This is a genomic window from Fictibacillus phosphorivorans (assembly GCF_023715845.1).
Classification (GTDB): Bacteria; Bacillota; Bacilli; order Bacillales; family Fictibacillaceae; genus Fictibacillus; species Fictibacillus phosphorivorans_D.
This window is the reverse complement of record NZ_JAMBOR010000004.1, coordinates 87,890-108,985: the sequence shown is the minus strand read 5'-3', so window position 1 is coordinate 108,985 and position 21,096 is coordinate 87,890. Positions and strand designations below refer to the sequence as shown.

Sequence of the window (21,096 nt, the reverse complement as noted above, 5' to 3'; positions counted from 1 at the left end):
CTTCTTTTTCATTGATTATGAAGGAGATGGCTATTTTGGCTAAAATTATTGCGATCAATGCCGGAAGTTCGTCCTTAAAGTTTCAACTTCTGCAAATGCCGGAAGAAGAAGTTTTAACAAAAGGACTTGTTGAACGTATCGGTTTGAACGATTCTGTTTTCACAATCGAAGTGGATGGTGAAAAAATAAAAGAAATAAAAGATATTCAAGACCATGCTGAAGCTGTATCTATGCTTTTAGATAAACTAATCAACCATAATATTATTTCTTCTCTTGAAGAGATTGAAGGAATCGGCCACCGCGTTGTACACGGTGGAGAAAAGTTTAATGATTCTGTATTGATTACAGATGAAGTGTTAAAAGAAATTGAAGAGATTTCATATCTTGCTCCGCTTCATAACCCTGCGAACGTTGTAGGAATTAAAGCATTTAAAAAAGTATTGCCGAATGTACCAGCTGTTGCAGTATTTGATACGGCTTTCCACCAGTCCATGCCAGAAAAATCATTCTTGTACAGTCTACCGTATGAGTATTATGAAAAATACGGAATCCGTAAATATGGATTCCATGGTACAAGCCATAAGTACGTTTCTGAAAGAGCTGCTGAACTTCTTGGACGTCCGGTTGAACAGCTTCGTCTTCTTTCTTGTCATCTTGGTAACGGAGCAAGTATTGCTGCCATTGAAGGCGGGAAATCAATCGATACATCTATGGGGTTCACTCCTCTAGCTGGTGTAACGATGGGAACTCGTTCTGGAAACATTGATCCATCCTTGATTCCTTATATCATGCAAAAAACAGGACAAAGTGCTGAAGAAGTACTAAATGTACTAAATAATAAGAGTGGTATGCTTGGCGTTTCTGGTTTCTCTTCTGACCTTCGTGATATCGAGAGTAAAGCAGAAGAAGGAAATGAACGTGCAGAGCTTGCTTTAGAAGTATTTGCAAGCCGTATCCACAAATACATCGGTTCTTACGCTGCAAGAATGGCAGGAATCGATGCGATTATCTTTACAGCTGGAATCGGAGAAAACAGTACATCCGTTCGTGAACGTGTGCTGCGTGGATTAGAATTCATGGGTGTATATTGGGACCCTGCTCTAAATCAAGTCCGCGGGAAAGAAGCATTTATCAGCTATCCGCATTCACCTGTAAAAGTAATCGTTATCCCTACAAACGAAGAAGTTATGATCGCTAGAGACACTATGCGCTTCGCTGTATAATAAATTTAAAAACCTTTCATCGTGGTTACGACCATGATGAAAGGTTTTTTGTTCTTAATAAAACATGAAGTACACCAAAATATCTTTTTAAATTTATTGAAGGAAAACAGGCCACCATCGTGTATATCCTTATAGGTGCCTTTATTTGAGATGCTCGAATTGAAAGGGAGAGAGATCTATTCATGTATAAAAAGGAACAATACTTTTATAAGAAAGAAAAAAAGGTTAAAGCAATTGTCCGAAACTATGTGAAACAAGATTTCAATGAGCTCATTCAAATCCAAAAGGAGAGTTTTCCGCCACCATTTCCATCAGACCTTTGGTGGAAGGAAGAACAGCTTAATCATCACATCACTCTTTTTCCAGAAGGAGCATTATGTGTAGAAATCGATGGGGTTCTAGCTGGATCCATTACCGGGCTGCTAGTAGATTTTGACTCTGAATCTCCTAAGCACACTTGGGAAGAGATTACAGATCGTGGTTATATTCGAACACATAATAATAAGGGGGATACTCTTTATATCGTGGATATATGCATTCGGCCTTCTTTTAGAAAACTTGAACTAGGGAAACTCCTTATGCAATCAATGTATGAGACTGTCATCCATCTAGGTCTTGACCGGTTGTTAGGCGGGGGAAGGATGCCGGGTTATCATAAATATGCAAGTGAGATGACACCAGAGCAATATATTGAAAAAGTAGTAGATGGTAATATTCATGATCAAGTTATATCCTTTCTATTACGCTGCGGAAGAACACCTCTTGTATTAGTGCCTGGTTATTTAGAAGATGAAGAATCACATCACTATGGACTCTTGATGGAATGGAAGAACCCTTTTAAATCTTGAATGTTAAAAGTATTCCTTCAGATTTTTTACTTCAGGAGGTTGTTATTATAAACTAATAAAAAAGGTTAAAGGAGGAGCGGGCATGCCATTAACAGAACGCGAAGAACAATTATGGCAAGAAATAAAAAGCTGGGAAGAGCATTATTTTACTTACGAACCCACCGATTTTGGACGTACATATGAAAAATGGGCTCAAAGACAGATGGATCTTTTGCCTGAAGAGATGCAGGAAACGATCGGTGAATATGTAGACTCTGTACTTTTCCATATTCATGCTCTTATACAAAACTCTCAATTTCAGCTGGATATGAAGCAAAGACTCCTTTCTGAAGCGAGGGTCTTTCGAGATGATATTTTTGAAATTGAAGACTTGAAGAAATGTTCGATCGATCAGCTATCCTATATGGCCGAGCAACAAATTGCACGAAATAGAATCTTATCCTTTTCCCAGGGAGGACTCGCTGGAACGGGAGGGTTGCTTTTTTTAGGAACTGACTTTCCTGCAATGGTAGTTCTCGGTATCCGCTCCGTTCAGTCTATTGCCATGCACTATGGTTATGATATTCAAAGGCCATCAGAAATGATGCGTTCATTAAAGGTGTATCACGCCGCTACGATGCCGAAGCGGTACCAACTAGAAAAATGGGATGAACTAATGGAGGAGCTGCGTGAAGAAGAAGATCCTATTTTCTATTCAGGAAAAGATGTTATTGCGGATATCTCTTGGATGTCTCATCCGATCCAACAGATCGTTAAGATGATGGCGATCTTACTCCTCAGAAAAAAACTGACTCAAGGTCTTCCGATTTTCGGAATGGCGTTAGGAGCTATAATGAACTACCAGCAATCGAGAAAAATAACGGAAATTGCTCACAAGTTTTATCAAAAGAGATACCTGAATGAAAAATATTATGGATAGGTGTTTAATTTATGAGTATACAAGAACATAAGGCGCTCGCACCTGAAAAAGCAAGGTGCATGATTGTAACTGTAAGTGATACTAGAAATGAAGATACAGACAAAAGCGGCAAGCTTATCCGGTCACTCTTAACTGAACATAATCACGACATTCGTGATTATAAAATTGTAAAGGATGACGAGAAACACATTCTGGAAGCAGCTCGAATGGCTTTAATCAATGATGAGATGGATGCTGTTATCTTTAACGGAGGAACAGGAATTGCTCAGAGGGATGTTACAATAGAAGCTTTATCGACGTTATTTGAAAAGGAAATTACCGGATTCGGGGAGCTGTTTCGTATGTTAAGTTATAGAGAAGACATAGGATCGGCTGCGATGCTCAGCCGAGCAGTTGCAGGTGTAAGGGGTAAAACCGTCATTTTCGCATTACCGGGTTCATCAGGTGCTGTAAAACTTGGAATGGAAAAATTAATTTTACCGGAACTCACACATATCATACAACAGCTGTATAAATAGACATTTATATTAAGGTGGTACTTACATAAAAGGGGATGTATATGCATCCTCTTTTTATATTTTATCCATGCATTTTCGATGTTACTTGCTGGTTCAATCTATACCATAGCCATAGATCATTAATGATTGAAGCCATGCTTGCAATTTTTTCGTTGTATTCACAGGATAACTCAAAGTTTTCTTCTGCTGATAACCGGTCTTGAAGTTGATTGATTTCTATTTCAATTTCTTTGATTCGGTCTGGTATTGTGCCTCTGATCTTTTCCCATTGCAACAGTATGGCTGCTTGTTCCGTTTTATCATACGTTTCCCATGCTTTATGCAATTGAGGAACTGATATTCCGAGCTTCTCATCCCAAATAAAATGGTTCTGCATCCGATCATCACCTCTTACTACCATTGTACAAAAGGCGCTCTTCTTAAGCCAGAATAAATATAGATATTATTTTTATACAAATTTAAGAATAACCTTGCATTTTCTTCTCTATTTTTGTTATAGTATGAATTATCCTAAATGGTATTTTTATAAATGATTATGTATAAAAATAAATAAAATATACATCTTATGTATTCAGGAGGAGAGATATCATATGGCAAAAAAAGTAGTTTTAGCATACTCTGGGGGATTAGATACATCGGTGGCGATTCCATGGCTAGCAGAAAAAGGCTATGAAGTTATTGCATTATGCTTGGATGTTGGCGAAGGAAAAGACCTTCCGTTTGTTCAATCGAAAGCATTATCCATTGGTGCTTCAGAATCGATCGTACTAGACGTACAAAAAGAATACGCAGAAGAATATGCATTGGTTGCCTTACAATCACATGCATTATATGAAGGGAAATATCCTTTGGTTTCTGCATTAAGTCGACCTCTCATTGCGAAAAAATTAGTAGAAACAGCTAAGAAATACGGCGCGACAGCCGTAGCACATGGTTGTACTGGAAAAGGTAACGACCAAGTTCGTTTTGAAGTGTCAGTTGCAGCTCTAGCTCCGGAACTTGAAGTGTTAGCGCCAGTTCGTGAATGGAGCTGGTCACGTGAAGAAGAGATACAATATGCAAAACAGCATAATATTCCTGTTCCGATCAAAAAAGAAAGTCCTTTTTCAATTGACCAAAACTTATGGGGAAGAAGTAATGAGTGTGGAATCTTAGAAGATCCATGGGCAGCACCTCCAGAAGAAGCATATGAGATGACAACACCACTCGAACATACACCAGATAAGCCTCAAATCATTGAGATTGGATTCGAAAAAGGTGTTCCCGTTTCATTAGATGGTAAGAGTTTATCACTTGATAAGCTTATCGATCAGCTAAATGAATTAGGTGGTGCACATGGTGTTGGACGTATTGACCATGTTGAAAATCGACTCGTTGGCATTAAATCACGTGAAGTGTATGAATGTCCGGCAGCAACGACGTTAATCAAAGCTCATAAAGAGCTTGAAGATTTGACGCTCGTAAAAGAAGTCGCTCATTTCAAGCCGATCGTGGAAAAGAAAATGACAGAATTAATCTATGAAGGTCTTTGGTTCTCTCCATTACATGCTTCATTAAAAGCTTTCTTAGCGGAAACACAAAAACATGTAACGGGAACTGTACGCGTTAAGCTCTTCAAAGGCCATGCGATTGTGGAAGGAAGAAAATCACCATACTCACTTTACGATGAGAAGCTTGCAACGTATACATCTGAAGACATGTTTGACCATGAAGCTGCAAAAGGTTTTATCTCATTGTGGGGTCTGCCTACAAAAGTAAGCAGCATGGTTCAGAAAAATGAGGTGAAAGTGTGAAAAAATTATGGGGAGGCCGTTTTTCCAAACAACCGGAAGAATGGGTAGATGAATTTGGGGCTTCCATCTCTTTTGATCAACAATTGGCTAGTCACGACATCAAGGGAAGCCTCGCTCATGCAAAAATGTTATTTCAAAGTGAAATTATCGATGAGAGTGCTTATGAGAATATAAAAAATGGCCTTTTAGATCTTCAAGTGCAAGAACAAGAAGGTAGACTGGAGTATTCCGTAAAGTACGAAGATATCCATTTGAATCTAGAGAAGCTTCTTACAAATCAAATCGGTCCGGATGGCGGAAAACTCCATACAGCAAGAAGCCGAAATGACCAAGTAGCAACGGATTTTCACCTTTTTGTAAAAGAAGAGACCTTGGTGATTATCGATCATATTAAAGAACTTCAACACGCATTATTAACGCTGGCAGAAGAACATGTTGAAACCATTATTCCAGGTTATACACATCTTCAGCGCGCACAGCCTGTTTCATTTGCTCATCATCTTTTAGCTTATTTTTGGATGTTAGAACGAGATAAAGAAAGACTCGAAGATAGTTTGAAAAGAACAGATATGATGCCGCTTGGAGCAGGAGCGCTTGCCGGAACCACGTTTCCGATCGATCGAAATGTGACGATGAACGAATTGGGATTCTCTAAAAAATATTTGAACAGCTTAGACGCAGTCAGCGACCGAGATTTTGCTATTGAATCCTGCAGCAATGCTTCCATGATCATGATGCACTTATCCCGTTTTTGTGAAGAACTCATTCTTTGGTCATCTGAAGAGTTCGGTTTCATCGAGATCAGCGACAGCTTTACAACGGGCAGCAGTATGATGCCGCAAAAAAAGAACCCGGACATGGCCGAGTTGATCCGAGGGAAAAGCGGCAGAGTATATGGCTCATTGCTTTCATTGCTCACTTTGATGAAAGGTCTTCCACTTGCCTATAATAAAGATATGCAGGAAGACAAGGAGCCTGTATTTGATGCAGTTAAAACAGTTAAAGGTTGCTTGAGCATCATGACTGGCATGATGAATGAAGTAAAGATTAATGAAGAACGAATGAACAAAGCTGTTCATCAAGATTTTTCTAATGCGACTGAACTTGCGGATTATCTGGCGAAAAAGGGAGTTCCTTTTAGAGAAGCACATGAATTAGTTGGTCAGATGGTTCTTCATTGTATCCAAAAGGGATGCTATCTTCTAGATATTAGCCTTGAGGAATACAAAGAATGGTCTCCAGTCGTTGAAGAAGATTTATATGAAGCTCTTTCTCCTAAGACAGCAGTTGAAAAGAGAAATTCTGAAGGCGGAACTGGATTCCAAGCAGTAAGACAACAACTCGAGGCAGCAAAAGCAGCTGTTTATATTTCCAGTAATTAACCGAGATAACTTTCTTCTGACGACAGAAACTACGAATAAGGTTTCTAAATCTAAGGAGGAAGTAAAATGGAAAATAAGAAACATCCGAATCAGCAGCTGGAATATGATCAAGAAGGAGAAATGACCGTTCATCAGCAGATAACGGAAGCTTACCAAAGTGGTGTAGTTGATAAAGTTGATCAGGGCCAGCAGCGTACAAAGTTAGACGAAGAGGAAAGTCTTCGATAGGAATAAAGAAAGGGTAACTCACAGCGAGTTACCCTTTTTCTATTAGTTCTCCCATTAATTACGAATATTGAATGTTTCTCTATTCATTCGGGAACATTAAAAGCTGCATACATATAGAAATAATCCACCTTTTTATTTTTATTTTTTGGTGGTATGGTAACTATAGAGAAGAAGAAAATTTCCAATAACTTTCAGGGAGGGAATGCAGTGAAGATTGGTGTGCCGACTGAAATTAAAAATAATGAAAACAGAGTTGCGATGACTCCTGCTGGTGTACTAAACCTGGTTGCTTCTGGACATGAAGTATTTATTCAAAAAGGCGCTGGGGTCGGATCTGGTTTTTCAGATGAAGAATATGAAGCAGCAGGCGGAGTCATTGTTGATACACCGACTCAAGCATGGTCAATGGATATGGTAATGAAAGTGAAAGAACCGTTACCAGAAGAGTACTGCTTTTTTCGGGAAGGACTCATATTGTTTACTTATTTACACCTGGCTCCCGAACCTGAATTGACAAAAGCGTTAACCGAAAATAAAGTAATTGGAATCGCATATGAAACGGTGCAGCTTCCGAATGGCACTCTGCCCCTTTTAACACCGATGAGTGAGGTTGCTGGAAGAATGGCTGCCCAGATTGGTGCGCAGTTTTTAGAGAAGCCTAAAGGTGGACTCGGAATTCTTTTAAGTGGAATTCCAGGTGTTAAACGCGGAAAGGTAACAGTTATCGGTGGAGGAGTTGTAGGAACGAACGCTGCTAAAATTGCGATGGGTCTTGGTGCTGACGTTACGATCATCGATTTGAATCCAGAACGGCTTCGTCAGCTTGATGATATTTTTGGAGTAGAGATTAATACGCTCATTTCTAACCCGCTAAACATAGCAAATGCTGTTCAAGAATCAGCTCTAGTCATTGGTGCCGTACTTATTCCAGGAGCAAGGGCGCCAAAGCTTGTGACAGAAGAAATGATTAAAGGTATGCAGCCTGGCTCAGTGATTGTGGATGTAGCTATTGACCAAGGTGGAATTTTTGAAACAGTTGATCGAATTACAACACATGATAACCCTACTTATGAAAAGCATGACGTGCTTCATTATGCGGTGGCGAACATGCCAGGAGCTGTTCCGCGTACTTCTACAATCGGACTAACAAACGTAACCGTTCCGTATGCTCTCCAGATTGCTAATAAAGGATATATTAGAGCGTGTCTAGATAATGAAGCCCTATTAAAAGGGATTAATACACTTGATGGCTTCGTAACTTATAAAGCAGTTGCTGAAGCACATCAGTTAGACTATAAAGATGCAGGTTCCATTTTAGCTCAAAAACAATAGATTTTTTCATAAAAGTCCCGGTCCAGCCATTTATCCCTTATGGCTGGAATCGGACTTTTTTTATGTCCTATAATAGGGAATGAAGAGGAAAGTAGGATGTCATAACGAATCCTACTAGTTGAAGGAGGGAGTAATGATCATGAAAGTGACGTATCATGGACATTCAGTACTTGAAATTCAAGCGGGTGAGCATTCCGTTTGGATCGACCCGTTTATTAATGGAAATGGTCAATGTAAAATCAGCGTTGAAGATGTAAAAGCAGATGTGATTCTTTTAACACATGGCCATAATGATCATGTAGGAGACACTGTAGAAATTGCCAAGAAGAATAACAGCCTTGTTGTAGCACCGTTTGAACTTGCAAACTATATCGCTTCAAAAGGGGTAGAAACACACCCGATGCATATTGGGGGCAGCAGGGAATTTCCTTGGGGGAAAGTTAAATTCACACAAGCTTTTCATGGATCTAGCTATGAAGAAGAGGACGGTACAATCGTCTATACAGGCATGCCTGCTGGAATTTTATTCTCATACGAAAATAAAAAACTTTATCATGCAGGAGACACAGCCCTCTTTTCAGATATGAAAATGATCGGTGAACTGGAAAAACCGGATGCAGCTTTCTTGCCTATTGGAGATAACTTTACGATGGGGCCGGAAGATGCATTAATCGCTGCCGAATGGATCGGAGCTTCTGTAACCGTACCTATTCATTACAATACATTCCCGCCTATCGAACAAGATCCGAAAAGCTCTTTTGGAGCCAAGCTCGGATCTAAAGGCAAAGTGATGCAAAGCGGCGAAAGCATAACCATATAAATGATTCTAACCTCCCTTTCTATGCATACCAATGATAGTAAGGGAGGTTGTTTTATGAACCAGGAAAAAATCGCAAAGTTGCTTATGTTAGTCGTTTTGGCATACGTTGGATTACCTGCATTATCTTTTGAAGGACTTACGCTGCAAACTCTTTTTTCAATCGTATGGATAGGATTTGCGGTTATCCTATTGTTAAGTTTACTGTTTAATGAAAATAAAAGGAGGATGCGAACAGTTAAAAGGCATCAAAAGGCACGAAAAAGGATCCACATGGGAAGTTGAGTTTCTGTTTCATTGCCTGTATAATCTGTATTAGTCAAATAAACGAAACAGATAGATACAGGTAGAAGGAACGGTGAATAGAATGCTAACAAAGCATGAACAAATATTGCAGCATATTATAGAGCTTGAAGTTGGGTCGAAAATCTCCGTTCGGCAAATTGCAAAAGACCTAACGGTAAGTGAAGGAACCGCATATAGAGCTATTAAAGAAGCAGAAAATCAAGGAATCGTCAGTACGATTGAACGTGTAGGGACGATTCGTATTGAACGACAAGCGAAAAGCAATATTGAAAAATTAACATTTGCTGAGGTTGTTAATATTGTTGAAGGACAAGTACTTGGAGGCCGAACTGGACTTCATAAAACCTTGCACAAATTTGTAATCGGTGCGATGAAACTAGAAGCGATGATGCGCTATGTGGATGCAGGAAGCTTGTTGATTGTCGGAAACCGTTTTAAAGCTCATGAGTTAGGATTGAAAGCCGGCAGTGCGATTTTGGTAACAGGTGGCTTCGATACGGAAGAAGAAGTAAAAAGACTTGCTGATGAATTGGAACTGCCAGTCATCTCTACCAGTTATGATACGTTTACAGTGGCAACTATGATCAACAAAGCGATTCATGACCGGTTAATCAAAAAAGATATCGTACTCGCTTCAGATATATTAATACCAATCGATAAAACACATTATCTTTCTCAGTCAGATAAAGTTGAGCGCTGGCATGAATTGAACCGTGAAACCATGCATAGTCGTTATCCTGTAGTCGATCAATCGAATCGAGTAACGGGTGTAGTCACTTCAAAAGACATTATAGGTGTTTCTGAGAATACGAGTATTGAAAAAGTAATGACCCGAAACCCCTTGACCGTAACAGGGAAAACATCTGTCGCAGCTTGCGCGCACATGATGATCTGGGAAGGCATTGAGTTACTTCCGGTAACAGGTTCTTCACATAAACTGATTGGTATACTAACCCGGCAAGATGTATTAAAAGCGATGCAGATGATGCAGAAGCAGCCTCAAGTGGGTGCGACGTTTGATGATTTAATTACAACAGAGTTAAAAGAACATAAAGACGAGAACGAGGTTTATTTCACATGTAAAATCACTCCGCAGATGACAAATCACTTAGGAACCGTGTCATACGGAGTACAAATGACCCTTGTTACAGAGACTGCTCGCAAGGCTTTAAGAAAGATCAAAAAAGGCGATGTAGTCGTTGAGAATGTAACCTTTTATTACATTAAGCCTGTTCAGATAGACAGTGAAATACAAATTGTTCCGAGAGTGTTGGAAGTGAGCAGAAAATTTGGAAAAGTGGACGTAGAGATTTATCATGATGGAAAGATCGTAGGAAAAGCAATGATGATGGCCCAATTGATCGACCACCGTTCTTAATGTTTTGAAAGATGTTAGTTTCCGTTACAGGGCTCGCTTTCCGCAGGGTGTGCGGAGAGCCCATTCATCGCTACGCGCCAATGAATGGTCTCTCCTGTCCCACTCATCCTGCAGGAGTCTCGTCCTTTCTCTACAATGATGCATTAAAAACTCCCAGTACCAACAAGTGCTTGTTTAGATGAACGTCAAAAGACATCACTGACTGGTTGATTGGAGTGTAAGATGCGAGACTCCTGGGGGATCAGTGTGACAGGTGGCTCACCGCACGCCCCCCGGAAAGCGAGTACCTGAAACGGAAATCAACCACCCACGATCATGATCAACAAAGCTAAAGAAAAAAGTCCCTGTTGGAGGGACTTTTACTTCTATTATATTAGTTCGTTTCTTTAGCTTCTTGACGAGCAAGTGTAAAAAAATGCTTGTACATTTTCCAGTTCATTAGGAGAAGCACAATCCCGTATACTAGGAAGATCAGAGCCACCCATAGCTGAACACGGCCTTCTACAGCAGTTAATTCGTTTAAACCAAAGGAAGCTATAAAAGCTCCGAGCGCCATCTTTGCTTTTGTTCCTGTCCAACGTTTATAAAAAGGCTCTTTTGCACGCACTTCCCGAACTTTATAAAACACATAAAGAGCAAAAGAAAGTATAATAAGAATAATAAAAATTGGCATTAAAAATTCCCCCAAGTATTTACTCCACTATATTGTAAACGTTTAAAACAAGAATTGCCACAACTAGGTGTAAAAGGAGTTCATTATGAAAGAGGAAATTCTAAACAAAATTAAACAATATGAACGAATTATTATTCACAGACATGTAAGGCCAGACCCTGATGCTCTTGGTTCTCAAGGAGGACTCGCATCTATTATTAAGGCTAGCTTCCCTGAGAAAGAAGTATACGCAGTAGGGGAAGAGGAAGAGAGTTTAATCTTCTTAAATAAAATGGATACCATCGAGGACGATCTGTATCGCGGATCGTTAGTAATCGTATGTGATACGGCGAATTCTCCAAGAGTGAGTGATAAGAGGTACACTTTAGGTGATATGGTTATAAAAATCGATCATCATCCAAATGAAGATCCTTATGGCGACTTGGTATGGGTAGATACAAGTGCTAGCTCTACAAGTGAGATGATTATGGATTTTTACCTTTTTGGAGCAGAAAAAGGACTGAAGCTGGATAATCATGCAGCTAGACTTCTGTATGCGGGCATTATTGGTGATACAGGACGCTTCTTGTTTTCAAATACTACAGAAAAGACCCACAGACATACAGCATTACTGATTGAAACAGGATTTTCTCCTTCTGAGATTCACGAAAATCTCTATAAAATCTCAGAAAAATTAGTAAGGTTAAATGGATATGTTCTACAGCATTTTTCGATTGTAGATGAATGTGTCGGTTATATTCATCTCACAGAAGAGACTTTACAAAAGTATAAATCGAGTGCGAGTGAGGCTTCCTTACTGGTTAATTCATTCTCACATGTGGAGGGTCTGTTAGCATGGGTTTTCTTTGTAGATGAGCCTGATCAAATCAGAGTCAGACTCCGTTCAAAAGGACCTGTTGTGAATAAGGTTGCAGCAAAGTTTAATGGAGGCGGGCATCCAAGGGCATCAGGGGCTACTGTTTATACAAAGGAAGAGACTCAGGCCGTTCTTTCAGAATTAAGAAAGGCTTGCATGGAATATAAGAACAAATAAAAAAGGCCTCATCGGGGGCCTTTTACACGTTTTTCGTTAATTTTTTTCTGGGATAAACCAAGAGCCAAGATCAGTTACATCTTCATGAACTTTCAAGTTTAACTTAGCAATTTCTCGTTTGATTAATTCTGCTACTTCTTTCGTTTCTGCGAAAGCAGAGAAACCATTCTGTAGTTCTTTAACTTTTTCACGCGCAAGTTCTTTTCGATTAATAATCATGTAGTTTCCCCCCATTATTCACTCTTTTATTATTATTCTATACAAAAAGTGGGGTGAGTGCTATTCTATTGCCCAAAGATTCATAAAAACGTAATATATATTCCCGAATTTATGCATAATCATTCAACATTATGCGCAGAAATATAAATTCTGAGTATACCGGTGTAAAGATATAAGTGATCGATCTGCACTTCATATTTTTGTTCATCATCAAGTTCAAAAATTTTATTTTCTATAGCTTGCACGAGCAATGCATGACTTTTTGCAATTGTCTCCGTGTCCTCACCTATCAGATGCTCCAGGTCATCCTCTACGGCCTTTGTTAAATGCAGCTTTGTAAGGTTAGATAATTTATCGGATGACGTATTAGAAAAACGCACATTTATCTCATGCAATTTGAATTTTTTTGCTAATTCCTCGTTTGCCTTTTCATCATCGGAAGTCAGAATTTCATTTTTTTTCTTATAATCTATTATTTCTGCCTGAAGTTTTGCGATCTTATGAATCAATTTTTCGTGAGCTAAACCGCCTTGAAAAAGGAAAAATGCCCATCCGATGATAAATCCGATTGCCACACCTGCAAAAAAGCGCTGATAGCCTTTTCGTTGATAAAGCGGTGGAATTCTCATTAGTCGATTTGCTCCTGGCTCAACCACTGTATTAATATAATGGCCGTATTGGCACCAGCGATTGCAACAAATATATAGGTGAGCTGTTTGAAAATCTCAAAAGTTGCTCCATTCTCAAAACTTCTTTCAAAGTTTGATATGGTATCAAAGGTACCACCGATTGCTGCGACAATCGCCCAGATCTTAAGTTTTTTAGCCAGTTCTATCATTTCGAGAATAGGGGCTTTTCCAACAAGAAAAGCTGCAAGTCCGCCAATCAGCGCTCCTCCAAGAAGCACACCAAATGCAATCGCAAAATCAAGTATTATATTTGCAAAAAAATCGCGTACCATGAGAACCCTCCTCTCTTAACCAATGTATGGACAATAAAAGAAGAGTATGCTCGTTTTACAGATAAAGAGTTTGCCAGACCTTAGAAAGCGTGTTTCATTAAAACATTTTGTCCTCTATACTATAAGGAGTTGGAAATAGGTGCAAAAAAGGAAGTGAAGATATGGGATTTGTTCCTCTGCATATACATAGCGAGTATTCTTTACTCGAAAGCTCTTGCCGGATCGATGCACTTGTAAGGCAGGCAGCTGAATCAGGTTTTTCTGCTTTGGCATTAACCGATAAAGGCAATATGTACGGAGCATTAAAGTTTTATACGGCATGCAAGAAAGCCGGTATAAAGCCCATTTTAGGATTAGAAGCGGAAATTGGAGAACTTGATTCAGAGACTCATGCCCAAACAAGACAATCGGGTAAAATCCTTTTATATGCACAAAACAAGAATGGTTATCAAAACTTGTTGAAACTTTCAACACTGTTGCAAACCAAGCAAGATGGTGAGGTTACACCCATTTCTCATAAAGAACTTGCTGCTCATTCGCAAGGATTAATTGCATTGTCATCAGGAATGGAGGGTGAGGTTCAGCAGCATCTCTCATCAGAAAAAGATAAAGCAGATCTGACGGAAAAGTGCATCCGTTTTTATCAAGAAACATTTCCTGAACGGTTCTACCTTGGACTGGAGGATCATGGGACAGGCTATGAGAAAACTCTAAATCTTCAGCTTCAATCCCTTGCAAGGGAATATAACCTTCCACTCCTTTGTTCACATGAAACCTATTATTTACATGCAGAAGACGCACAGGCTCATGATGTCTTGGTTTGCATTAAAAATGGGGAGAAGATAAATAATCCTGAAAGGTATAAACTGCCAACGGGAGACTATTATTTTAAATCTCCACATGAAATAAAAAAATTATTCTCTCATTCTATTGAATTGATAGAAGAAACTCAACGACTTGCAGACATGTGCAATGTTGGACTCACGTTAGGAGAGATTGCACTTCCGAAATACCCTGTTCCGGGTGGCAGGGATAGTTTTGAATATTTAACAGAGCTCTGCTTAAAAGGTGCAGAAAATAGATTTGATCCGGTGACTTCTGAAATCAAAAAACGTCTTCATTATGAACTTACCATCATTAAGAACATGAATTTTGAAGATTATTTCCTGATCGTATGGGATTTTATGAAATACGCTCATGATGTAAAGATGATAACAGGACCAGGAAGAGGTTCAGCGGCGGGATCCTTAGTTGCCTATGTGTTGGAGATTACTAATGTTGATCCCATGCAGCACAACTTAATTTTCGAACGGTTCCTAAATCCTGAACGGATTACGATGCCCGATATTGACATCGATTTTCCGGATAATCGCCGCGATGAAGTGTTAAGGTATGTAGCCGAAAAGTATGGTACAGATTATGTTGCTCAGATTATTACGTTTGGTACTCTTGCGGCACGAGCTGCTGTGAGAGATGCAGGAAGAGTGATGGACTTGCCTCCAGGTATCATCGATCAAACGGCGAAAAATATTCCATCAAGACCCGGTATCTCTTTAAAAGATGCATTAAAAGAATCACATGGTTTACAACAGATATACCAATCCGATGATAGTGTGAAAAAACTCATTGAAGTCGCGATGAAGCTTGAAGGTCTGCCGAGGCATGCTTCTACACATGCAGCAGGAGTAGTGCTTTCTCGAAATCCTCTCGTACAAACGGTTCCGTTGCAAACAGGACATGATGGGATTCCGCTGACACAATACAGTATGGAATGGCTGGAAGCTGCCGGACTGTTGAAAATGGATTTTCTCGGCTTGCGAAACCTATCTTTGATTGAAAATATTATACTTTCTATAGAAAAGTATGAACGAGTTAAGATCGATCTGAACGAAATACCATTTAATGATCGAAAAACGTTTGATCTTCTTTCTCAAGGTGACACGACAGGGGTTTTTCAATTAGAATCTGATGGTATGCGAAAAGTTCTGCAGCAGTTGAAGCCGACAGAATTTGAAGATATCGTTGCTGTAAATGCTCTGTATCGGCCAGGACCTATGCAGAATATCCCAGAGTATATCGCTGGGAAAAATGGTTTGAAAACCGTTGAGTATATGCATCCTGATCTTGAGTCGATTTTAAAGAACACGTATGGAGTTATCGTTTATCAGGAACAGATCATGCAGATCGCTACAAAAGCAGCTGGCTTTACCTTAGGGGAAGCAGATCTGCTAAGAAGAGCTGTAGGGAAGAAAAAGCGTGAAATATTGATAAAAGAACGCGAACATTTTGTTGCGGGTTGTTTAAAACAGGGATATGATGAGAAGTCTGCAGATGCATTATACGATTTAATCGTACGATTTGCTGATTACGGGTTTCCAAGGAGCCATGCTGTTGCTTACAGTGTGATCGCTTATCAACTCGCCTACTTAAAGGCTAATTACCCGATTCAGTTTATGTCAGCATTACTTTCAAGCGTTATTGGCAATCATGATAAAGTAAATCAGTATATTAAGGAATCCAGGCAAAAGGGAGTTAGGATTCTTCCTCCTTCTATTAAAAAGAGTACCGCAACCTTCATACCAGAAGGTGAAGGGATCCGGTTTGGTCTTTTAGCTATTAAAAATGTAGGAATAAATGCCATTCAAACCTTAATGCAAGAAAATAAAAAAGAGCCATTTCGGGATCTTTTTGATCTATGTGCACGATGTCCTCAGAAGATAGTAAATAAAAGAACGTTAGAGTCTTTAATTTTTGCTGGAGCGATGGATGATTTAGGTGAAGACAGAGCTGTATTGCTTGCTTCATTGGAGACGGCCATTGAATATGGAGAAGAGTTTCAAGAAATCTCAAGAAAAAATCAGATGTACCTGTTTGATGATGATATCAACCTGCCTAAACCTTCTTATGTTCAAGTACAGCCTTTTCAAGATAGTGAAAAGTTGAAATTCGAGAAAGAATCATTAGGTTTTTTCTTCTCTTCACACCCTTTAGAACGGTATCGTAAAGTACTGAATAGCTGGGAAGCAACTGATATTGCGGGGATTAAGGAGAAAAATTCATCTGTACGGCTAGGTGTTTTGATTGATAAAGTCCGTGTCATAAAAACGAAAAAAGGAGAATTAATGGCCTTTCTTTCATTAAGTGACGAAAGCGGAGAGATAGAGGCGGTCGTTTTTCCTAAGGTGTATGAGTCTTACCATGGGCTTTTGCAAAAAGGTGAGCAGCTGTTTTTGGAAGGAAGTGTCGAACAGCGGAACGATGCCCTGCAAGTATTGATCAATAAATGCAAGCAGCTGCATGAACTGAAATTTAAAGAGAAAGCGGCTGTGTTTATCAAAATCGATAAACAGCACCACTCACCTGAATATCTGAACGCGATCAAGCACATCCTGGATCAGTCGAACGGGAGCATCCCCGTGGTTTTGATCTATGAAGAAACAAAACAAAAAGTCCAGATTTCACAAAAGGTTCATGCAACAGAGGATATGCTCATGGAGCTCCAATCCGTTGCTGGTGAAGGGAACGTAGTATTTAAAAGAAATTAAAAAACTTTACAGCTTGTTAACTTTTGTTATAATGGATGAGTCAATAATAGTGGTCTGACCACCTCCTAATTTGACTCATCAACCTTCAAATATAAAAACATTAGGAGATGAAACGATGTCAACTTTACGAGAAGAAGCACTACACATGCACAGAACACATCAGGGAAAACTGGAATCAAAATCAAAGGTTCAAGTCCGAAATGCAAAGGATTTAAGCCTTGCTTACTCCCCTGGTGTTGCAGAACCTTGTAAGGATATTTATGACGATAAATCCAAAGTCTATGACTATACGATGAAAGGGAATACTGTAGCTGTAGTTTCAGACGGAACTGCAGTATTAGGACTGGGTAATATCGGCCCTGAAGCAGCGCTGCCTGTTATGGAAGGAAAAGCCGTATTGTTTAAAAGTTTCGCAGGCGTTGATGCTTTTCCAATCTGTTTAAGCACAACTGACGTTGATAAGATCGTTGAAACCGTTAAGTTGCTTGAACCTACATTTGGTGGTGTGAATCTGGAAGATATCGCAGCCCCAAATTGTTTCGTTGTAGAAGAACGACTGAAAAAAGAAACAAATATCCCAATCTTTCATGATGACCAGCACGGTACAGCTATTGTTACTTTAGCAGGACTAGTTAACGCACTGAAGTTAACTGGCCGTGAAATGTCTAAAATCAAAGTAGTCGTAAACGGCGCAGGTGCAGCTGGGATTGCCATTATTAAATTATTGGACCGCTTTGGTGTCAAAGATATAATCATGTGTGATACAAAAGGTGCAATCTATGAAGGTCGTCCATTTGGTATGAACTCTGTTAAAACAGAAGTTGCATCCTTTACAAATCGCGCAAAACAAGAAGGTACCCTTGCTGATGTGATCAGCGGTACGGATGTTTTTGTAGGTGTATCTGTTGAAGGTGCTCTTACTAAATCTATGGTTGAGTCTATGAATCCGGAACCAATCATTTTTGCAATGGCTAACCCTAATCCTGAGATCATGCCTGATGTAGCGCGTGAAGCAGGGGCAACGGTTATTGGTACAGGCCGCTCGGATTTCCCTAACCAAGTGAACAATGTTCTTGCTTTCCCGGGTATTTTCCGTGGAGCGTTGGACGTGCGAGCAACTCACATCAACGAAGAGATGAAAATCGCTGCCGTTCATGCTATAGCTGATCTTGTTAACCCTATGGAATTGAGTGCAGATTATGTTATTCCGGCTCCATTCGATCCAAGAGTAGCTCCTGCTGTTGCTGCGGCTGTTGCGACTGCAGCTATGGAAACAGGTGTAGCAAGAATTCGTGTAAACCCAGCAGACATTGCAGAAAAAACAAAGAGGCTTGCTATTATCGGAAAAGATTGATGAAACTGGTAAAGGAGAGAGGAATGTCTGTCCAACCTACCGAAAAAGTATATATCGAAATCCTGAAGAAAATTCAGGCTATTATTGTGGAAGACCGCCTACAAGCGGGTGATAAGCTTCCATCAGAAAGAGAGCTCAGTGATCGCTTAAACGCTGGAAGGTCTTCTGTCCGTGAAGCACTCAGAGCTCTTGAACTGCTTGGATTAATTGAAACGAGAAGAGGCGAAGGTACGTTTATCTGTGAGGCAAGTGGGCATAGACTAGTAGAAGTACTAGCCTCCTTTATTCTTAACGATAAAAAGGCCAGACGCGATTTGCAAGAAACACGAGATATAGTCATCAAAGACTGTATGGAACTTGCGACAAAGAGGATAACATCTATAGAGTTAAGGAATCTCGAGGAATTAACTCAGAAGATGGAAGATGACTCTCAAGAGATCAAAAACCTTTGTAAAGCATTCGAAAAGACTGTCATTTTGTCATGCGGCAATCATCTTCTCTATCGTTTATATGTAGAACTCACAGGTTATGGGTCATCCTTACAGGAAACAGATTCATTTTGGCCTCCAAAATTCTGTAAAGAAGTTCTTGCTCTTCTTACCAATAAGGATGCCATGAAGTTGACGGATCTGTTATCAAAACAAAACGATGCCCTAAACGCAATCGAATAGGTGGTGTTATTCATTCATGATTAAAGGATTGTTCGTAAAAAAGAAAAAATATGCCACAATCCCAACAGGTAAAGTCAAACAAGATGTACCAGAAGGGATTATGAGTAAATGTCCGGAATGCAAGCATATTATGGTCACGAAAGAATTAAAGAAGAACCTGCTTGTATGCCAAGGATGTCAGTACCATTATTCGATGTCTTCGCAGGAAAGAATAGCGAGTCTGATAGATGAAGGTACTTTTACTGAGTATGACACAGAAATGATTTCAAAAAATCCATTGGATTTTCCTGATTATCTTGAAAAACTTGAGGGTGATCGAAAGAAAACAAAGATCAATGAAGCTGTAGTTACTGGCGAAGGAAAACTAGATGGTTTGGATGTAACGATAGCTGTAATGGATTCCCGTTTCAGAATGGGAAGCATGGGCTCTGTAGTAGGTGAGAAAATTACACGTGCTATTGAAAAAGCAATCGAGACAGAAAAGCCGTTTATCATCTTTACTGCTTCAGGCGGCGCACGTATGCAAGAAGGCGTTCTTAGTCTTATGCAGATGGCCAAGACAAGCGTGGCATTGAAGAAACTCAGCGAAAAAGGACTTCTATTTATTTCAGTAATGACTCATCCTACTACTGGTGGTGTTTCTGCAAGTTTCGCATCAGTAGGAGATTATAATTTTGCGGAACCAAAAGCCTTAATTGGGTTTGCAGGAAGAAGAATCATTGAACAGACGATCAGACAGGAATTACCGGATGATTTTCAAACTGCGGAATTCTTATTAAAGCATGGTCAGCTCGATGGTGTCATTCACCGTAGCGATATGAAGAAAACGTTAGGTACATTACTAAAAATTCATTCAGAAGGGAGGCGTTAAGCATGGCGGCAGAGTTAGAATTTGAAAGACCGATACACGAACTCGAAAAGAAAATTGCAGAATTAAAGTCATTTATGGAAGAGAAAGAAATCGATCTTACAGATGAAATTCAAAATCTTGAAGAGAAGCTATCTAGGTTGGAGAATAGCACTTATTCTGAGATGAAACCATGGGATCGTGTTCAAATTGCCAGACATGCTGAACGCCCTACTACCCTTGACTATATTAAGTATTTATTCACGGACTTTATTGAACTTCATGGAGACCGTTTATTTGGTGATGATGAAGCCATCGTTGGAGGAGTAGCTTTTTATAAAGACCTTCCAGTTACTGTGATTGGTCACCAAAGAGGAAAAGATACGAAAGAAAATCTTCGCAGAAACTTTGGGATGCCTCATCCAGAAGGGTATCGAAAAGCTTTAAGATTGATGAAACAGGCTGAAAAGTTTAATCGTCCGATCATTTGTTTTATCGATACGAAAGGTGCTTACCCTGGTAAAGCTGCAGAAGAAAGAGGACAGAGTGAAGCGATCGCACGCAATCTCGTTGAGATGGCAGGCTTAACGGTTCCTGTTATTTGTATTGTCATCGGGGAAGGCGGAAGTGGTGGCGCCTTAGCACTTGGTGTAGGTAACTATGTTCATATGCTAGAGAACTCTACTTATTCAGTTATCTCACCAGAAGGTGCCGCGGCTATTCTCTGGAAAGATGCTTCACAAGCTAAAAAAGCGGCTGAATCTATGAGAATAACAGCTCCTGATTTAAAAGAATTAGGAATTATTGATGAAATTATCGAAGAAGTAAAAGGCGGAGCTCATAAAGATCCAAAACGCCAATCAGAAGAAATTGACGCTGTTTTAGAGTCTTCATTAAATCATTTACTTACAATGTCTGAAGATGAACTCATCGAACAGCGTTATGAAAAATATAAAAAAATCGGACAATTTGGGTTTGTAAACGATTCCATTGTTGTTAAATAAGGAATGTGCTCTTCCGCTTTAGGAAGGGCGCATTTTTTTGCCTAT

At 39.6% G+C, this 21,096-nt stretch carries 22 protein-coding genes; 17 read left to right on the top strand and 5 right to left on the bottom strand.

Annotated elements, in window-relative coordinates; all coding sequences use genetic code 11:
- The first annotated feature begins 35 nt into the window (after nucleotides 1-35).
- From M3206_RS05095 to M3206_RS05080, 4 genes are all read left to right on the top strand, one after another.
- Entirely contained in the window at nucleotides 36-1,223 is a 1,188-nt protein-coding gene (locus tag M3206_RS05095) for an acetate kinase (protein WP_251311410.1), read from the top strand.
- A 182-nt stretch (nucleotides 1,224-1,405) separates the two neighbouring features.
- A complete protein-coding gene (locus tag M3206_RS05090) occupies nucleotides 1,406-2,071 on the top strand; it encodes a GNAT family N-acetyltransferase (RefSeq protein ID WP_251311409.1) in 666 nt (221 codons plus the stop codon).
- A gap of 82 nt (nucleotides 2,072-2,153) precedes the next feature.
- Nucleotides 2,154-2,990, top strand: coding sequence for an EcsC family protein (locus M3206_RS05085; RefSeq protein ID WP_251311408.1), 837 nt, complete (start codon nucleotides 2,154-2,156; stop codon nucleotides 2,988-2,990).
- Between the two features lie 11 nt (nucleotides 2,991-3,001).
- On the top strand, nucleotides 3,002-3,508 hold the full coding sequence (locus M3206_RS05080) for a MogA/MoaB family molybdenum cofactor biosynthesis protein (RefSeq protein WP_251311407.1): 507 nt from the start codon (nucleotides 3,002-3,004) through the stop codon (nucleotides 3,506-3,508).
- Nucleotides 3,509-3,569: 61 nt separating this feature from the next.
- Here the strand turns inward: M3206_RS05080 and M3206_RS05075 are convergent, their stop codons facing one another.
- Nucleotides 3,570-3,884, bottom strand: a complete 315-nt coding sequence (locus tag M3206_RS05075) for a hypothetical protein (protein ID WP_251311406.1) — start codon at nucleotides 3,882-3,884, stop codon at nucleotides 3,570-3,572.
- A 214-nt stretch (nucleotides 3,885-4,098) separates the two neighbouring features.
- Here M3206_RS05075 and M3206_RS05070 point away from each other — a divergent pair, with 214 nt between their 5' ends.
- From M3206_RS05070 to M3206_RS05040, 7 genes are all read left to right on the top strand, one after another.
- Nucleotides 4,099-5,301: an argininosuccinate synthase gene (locus M3206_RS05070; RefSeq protein WP_251311405.1), complete on the top strand. Its 1,203-nt coding sequence runs from the start codon at nucleotides 4,099-4,101 to the stop codon at nucleotides 5,299-5,301.
- Nucleotides 5,298-6,683 (top strand): argininosuccinate lyase, encoded by a 1,386-nt coding sequence (gene argH, locus M3206_RS05065; protein ID WP_251311404.1) that lies wholly within the window; start codon nucleotides 5,298-5,300, stop codon nucleotides 6,681-6,683. The genes M3206_RS05070 and argH overlap by 4 nt, the downstream gene beginning before the upstream one ends.
- A 66-nt stretch (nucleotides 6,684-6,749) precedes the next feature.
- Nucleotides 6,750-6,911, top strand: a complete 162-nt coding sequence (locus M3206_RS05060; RefSeq protein WP_251311403.1) for a hypothetical protein — start codon at nucleotides 6,750-6,752, stop codon at nucleotides 6,909-6,911.
- A gap of 207 nt (nucleotides 6,912-7,118) precedes the next feature.
- Nucleotides 7,119-8,243: an alanine dehydrogenase gene (ald, locus tag M3206_RS05055; protein WP_251311402.1), complete on the top strand. Its 1,125-nt coding sequence runs from the start codon at nucleotides 7,119-7,121 to the stop codon at nucleotides 8,241-8,243.
- 139 nt (nucleotides 8,244-8,382) lie between these two features.
- Complete coding sequence (locus M3206_RS05050; protein ID WP_251311512.1) at nucleotides 8,383-9,063, top strand: metal-dependent hydrolase; 681 nt, start codon at nucleotides 8,383-8,385, stop codon at nucleotides 9,061-9,063.
- Between the two features lie 54 nt (nucleotides 9,064-9,117).
- Nucleotides 9,118-9,345 (top strand): hypothetical protein, encoded by a 228-nt coding sequence (locus M3206_RS05045; RefSeq protein ID WP_251311401.1) that lies wholly within the window; start codon nucleotides 9,118-9,120, stop codon nucleotides 9,343-9,345.
- An 82-nt stretch (nucleotides 9,346-9,427) separates the two neighbouring features.
- Nucleotides 9,428-10,744: a DRTGG domain-containing protein gene (locus M3206_RS05040; RefSeq protein ID WP_251311511.1), complete on the top strand. Its 1,317-nt coding sequence runs from the start codon at nucleotides 9,428-9,430 to the stop codon at nucleotides 10,742-10,744.
- 373 nt (nucleotides 10,745-11,117) lie between these two features.
- On the opposite strand, the gene M3206_RS05035 is transcribed toward M3206_RS05040, so the two are convergent.
- Nucleotides 11,118-11,417, bottom strand: coding sequence for a YtpI family protein (locus tag M3206_RS05035; protein WP_251311400.1), 300 nt, complete (start codon nucleotides 11,415-11,417; stop codon nucleotides 11,118-11,120).
- An 85-nt stretch (nucleotides 11,418-11,502) separates the two neighbouring features.
- Between M3206_RS05035 and M3206_RS05030 the strand changes: the two genes are divergently transcribed.
- The gene (locus tag M3206_RS05030) at nucleotides 11,503-12,450 is read left to right on the top strand and encodes a DHH family phosphoesterase (protein ID WP_251311399.1); all 948 of its coding nucleotides are present in this window, start codon (nucleotides 11,503-11,505) and stop codon (nucleotides 12,448-12,450) included.
- A gap of 36 nt (nucleotides 12,451-12,486) precedes the next feature.
- Here the strand turns inward: M3206_RS05030 and M3206_RS05025 are convergent, their stop codons facing one another.
- The 3 genes from M3206_RS05025 to M3206_RS05015 all read right to left on the bottom strand — a co-directional run bounded on the left by M3206_RS05025 (nucleotide 12,487) and on the right by M3206_RS05015 (nucleotide 13,630).
- Nucleotides 12,487-12,669: a hypothetical protein gene (locus M3206_RS05025; RefSeq protein WP_251311398.1), complete on the bottom strand. Its 183-nt coding sequence runs from the start codon at nucleotides 12,667-12,669 to the stop codon at nucleotides 12,487-12,489.
- A gap of 119 nt (nucleotides 12,670-12,788) precedes the next feature.
- Nucleotides 12,789-13,298 (bottom strand): sporulation membrane protein YtrI, encoded by a 510-nt coding sequence (ytrI, locus tag M3206_RS05020; RefSeq protein WP_251311397.1) that lies wholly within the window; start codon nucleotides 13,296-13,298, stop codon nucleotides 12,789-12,791.
- Nucleotides 13,298-13,630: a YtrH family sporulation protein gene (locus tag M3206_RS05015; protein ID WP_251311396.1), complete on the bottom strand. Its 333-nt coding sequence runs from the start codon at nucleotides 13,628-13,630 to the stop codon at nucleotides 13,298-13,300. The genes ytrI and M3206_RS05015 overlap by 1 nt, the downstream gene beginning before the upstream one ends.
- 161 nt (nucleotides 13,631-13,791) lie before the next feature.
- Between M3206_RS05015 and dnaE the strand changes: the two genes are divergently transcribed.
- The 5 genes from dnaE to accA all read left to right on the top strand — a co-directional run bounded on the left by dnaE (nucleotide 13,792) and on the right by accA (nucleotide 21,051).
- Nucleotides 13,792-17,175, top strand: coding sequence for a DNA polymerase III subunit alpha (gene dnaE / locus M3206_RS05010; RefSeq protein ID WP_251311395.1), 3,384 nt, complete (start codon nucleotides 13,792-13,794; stop codon nucleotides 17,173-17,175).
- Between the two features lie 115 nt (nucleotides 17,176-17,290).
- The gene (locus M3206_RS05005) at nucleotides 17,291-18,529 is read left to right on the top strand and encodes an NAD(P)-dependent malic enzyme (protein WP_251311394.1); all 1,239 of its coding nucleotides are present in this window, start codon (nucleotides 17,291-17,293) and stop codon (nucleotides 18,527-18,529) included.
- A gap of 23 nt (nucleotides 18,530-18,552) precedes the next feature.
- Nucleotides 18,553-19,200, top strand: a complete 648-nt coding sequence (locus tag M3206_RS05000; protein WP_251311393.1) for a FadR/GntR family transcriptional regulator — start codon at nucleotides 18,553-18,555, stop codon at nucleotides 19,198-19,200.
- Between the two features lie 16 nt (nucleotides 19,201-19,216).
- Complete coding sequence (accD, locus tag M3206_RS04995; RefSeq protein ID WP_251311392.1) at nucleotides 19,217-20,071, top strand: acetyl-CoA carboxylase, carboxyltransferase subunit beta; 855 nt, start codon at nucleotides 19,217-19,219, stop codon at nucleotides 20,069-20,071.
- A 2-nt stretch (nucleotides 20,072-20,073) separates the two neighbouring features.
- Nucleotides 20,074-21,051 carry an acetyl-CoA carboxylase carboxyl transferase subunit alpha gene (accA, locus tag M3206_RS04990; protein WP_251311391.1) on the top strand — a complete coding sequence of 326 codons (978 nt, stop codon included), beginning with the start codon at nucleotides 20,074-20,076 and terminating at the stop codon, nucleotides 21,049-21,051.
- Nucleotides 21,052-21,096: the final 45 nt, after the last annotated feature.